The organism is Paraburkholderia atlantica (assembly GCF_009362785.1).
GTDB classification, from domain to species: domain Bacteria; phylum Pseudomonadota; class Gammaproteobacteria; order Burkholderiales; family Burkholderiaceae; genus Paraburkholderia; species Paraburkholderia atlantica.
On the sequence record NZ_WHNQ01000160.1, the window covers coordinates 1 to 1934 of the forward strand.

The window sequence follows — 1934 nt, forward strand, 5'->3', positions numbered from 1 at the left end:
ACGACCTCGCGCTCGGGCAGGTAGCCGTTGCGCACCACGGCACGCCGGCCGTCGATCGACTTCACGTTGCTGTACTGTTCGAGCATGGTCGCCAGTTCCACCTCGACTGCCTGCTGAATGATCTGCCGCGCGCCTTGCTGGATCAGCTCATCTAGCACGCTTTTCGTTTGCGCTTTACTGCTGTTCGCTTCTTGCGTAATCTTCTTCATGGTGGTCGGGTCCGGCCTTCTCGGGTTCGCTGGTTGTGCCTTTGACAAGCAACATTCTCAGCTAGACCGCCACCGCCTTCTCAAATTCCCGCCGCTCCCGCTGTACACCAGATTCGACAATAGCTCGTGTCACGTCGGCGTCCGGTGGACGCTGCGGCAGCTCCCTGAGTACGTGCAACAGGTAGTCGTACGGTTCGACACCGCAGGCACAACACGTCAGCACGAGACTGTCATGCAGCACCGCTACGGAGACACGCAATGCCCCAGATCCCGGATGATGCCGATCTTCCCCTGAGCGCCAATGGCCCCGCCTACACGTCGCGACAGGATCGTGACGGCATACCGCTTTCGTATGTCGGTGAAAAACTCGGGCTCGCCATTGCGGATCTGCATCGCCACGCCCGGCGCTGCCGGGACGAACGTGATGATTTGCGCTGCGCAATGTACCACCTTCTCGTGGCATACCTGGGACTACACAACATGCTTGGCAAGGCGAACGACCGGACCCTGGTTGACCGGTTGCTTGACGGCAGCAGCGAGAAGCTGGATACGCGGCTGCGCCTGGTCGAGCGGGAGGGCGATGTTCATGGGCTCGCCGAGCTGGGTAACTGACTCATACGGATCGCGCGAATCCCATGAAGCCAACCTTTCGCGGCGAGCGAGTGCCGGCCGCCATGCAAGACCGGTATGACGAGATCATTGCGCTTACCGACGCCTTTTGTGCGCAACACCTGACGGATGAATACCGCGACCTCTGCCGACGTCTCGTTGCCACCCTGTGCCGCAAGCGGCCATCGCCACTGGTGACCGGTCCTGCGCGCTCCTGGGCCTGCGGCGTGGCCTACGCGATCGGGAGAGTCAACTTCCTTTTCGACAAGTCCCAGAAACCCCACATGCGTGCCGATGCACTGTGCCAGCATTTCGGGCTAAGCGCCCAGACCGGTTCGGCCCGCTCAGGAGCAATTCTGAACCTTCTGAAGATCGGCCAGCTCGATCCTCGCTGGTCACTTCCCAGTCAGCTCGACAGAAATCCGCTCGTCTGGCTTATCGAAATCAATGGCATGATCGTCGACGCGCGCCGCATCCCGCGCAATTTGCAGGAAGAAGCCTTCCGGCTGGGTGTCATCCCGTTCGTTCCAGGCGAAGAACGGTAGTTCGCGCAAAATCCCGAGCCCCGTTTGTACTTCACTTGCGACGCTGCGACGTAGCAATTTCCCTTTGCGCGGCTTTGTTCAAGAGGGCCGCTTGCGCGGCGGCCGTGGGTCGGGTAGAAAGAGTCGGGTGATCTATCCGACGAGCGAGCTTTCATGCCTTACAAGGCAAGACTGAAGACGGTTCTGTTGCAGCAAGGGTGTCGGGACGAGAAATGTCGATATGATAAGTATTGCTTATGACACAAGGGAGTAAAACTGCTGGGAAGCAGACGGCGGGTCTTTGCCCGCACATTTCATCTGTCCTTTCCTGATCATGTGCATTACCTCGATGCCGCCGAGAATGACCCTCGCACGGTGGAAGTTCTTGAATCCCAGCATCGGCCGGCTCCGGCGTTTGATAGCCCGATGGTCCTGTTCGACAATGTTGTTCAGGTACTTGATCTGACGGACCTTGATCGGCGTCTCGCGATCGGCATTCACCGCATCCAGTGCGGCCAGATTGGAGCCGCTTTTGTCGATGGTCACGGTCTCTGGCGTACCATTATGGGCGATCGCCTTTTCAAAGAACCGC

The 1934-nt window shown here is 59.2% G+C and carries 3 protein-coding genes and 2 pseudogenes; 2 read left to right on the forward strand and 3 right to left on the reverse strand.

Annotation, left to right across the window (positions count from 1 at the left end):
• Positions 1 to 209 (reverse strand): annotated as a pseudogene (locus tag GCT19_RS41780) (IS256 family transposase); the annotation flags it as partial.
• A 61-nt stretch (positions 210 to 270) separates the two neighbouring features.
• A pseudogene (locus GCT19_RS44275) lies at positions 271 to 438 on the reverse strand (transposase domain-containing protein); the annotation flags it as partial.
• 29 nt (positions 439 to 467) lie between these two features.
• Between GCT19_RS44275 and GCT19_RS41790 the strand changes: the two are divergent.
• Complete coding sequence (locus GCT19_RS41790) at positions 468 to 821, forward strand: hypothetical protein (RefSeq protein WP_152855072.1); 354 nt, start codon at positions 468 to 470, stop codon at positions 819 to 821.
• A 23-nt stretch (positions 822 to 844) separates the two neighbouring features.
• Positions 845 to 1363, forward strand: coding sequence for a DUF6398 domain-containing protein (locus tag GCT19_RS43165; RefSeq protein WP_193727541.1), 519 nt, complete (start codon positions 845 to 847; stop codon positions 1361 to 1363).
• Positions 1364 to 1597: 234 nt separating this feature from the next.
• Here GCT19_RS43165 and GCT19_RS41800 read toward each other — a convergent pair.
• The coding region (locus GCT19_RS41800) for a DDE-type integrase/transposase/recombinase (RefSeq protein WP_152855073.1) at positions 1598 to 1934 on the reverse strand (337 nt) is incomplete at its 5' end.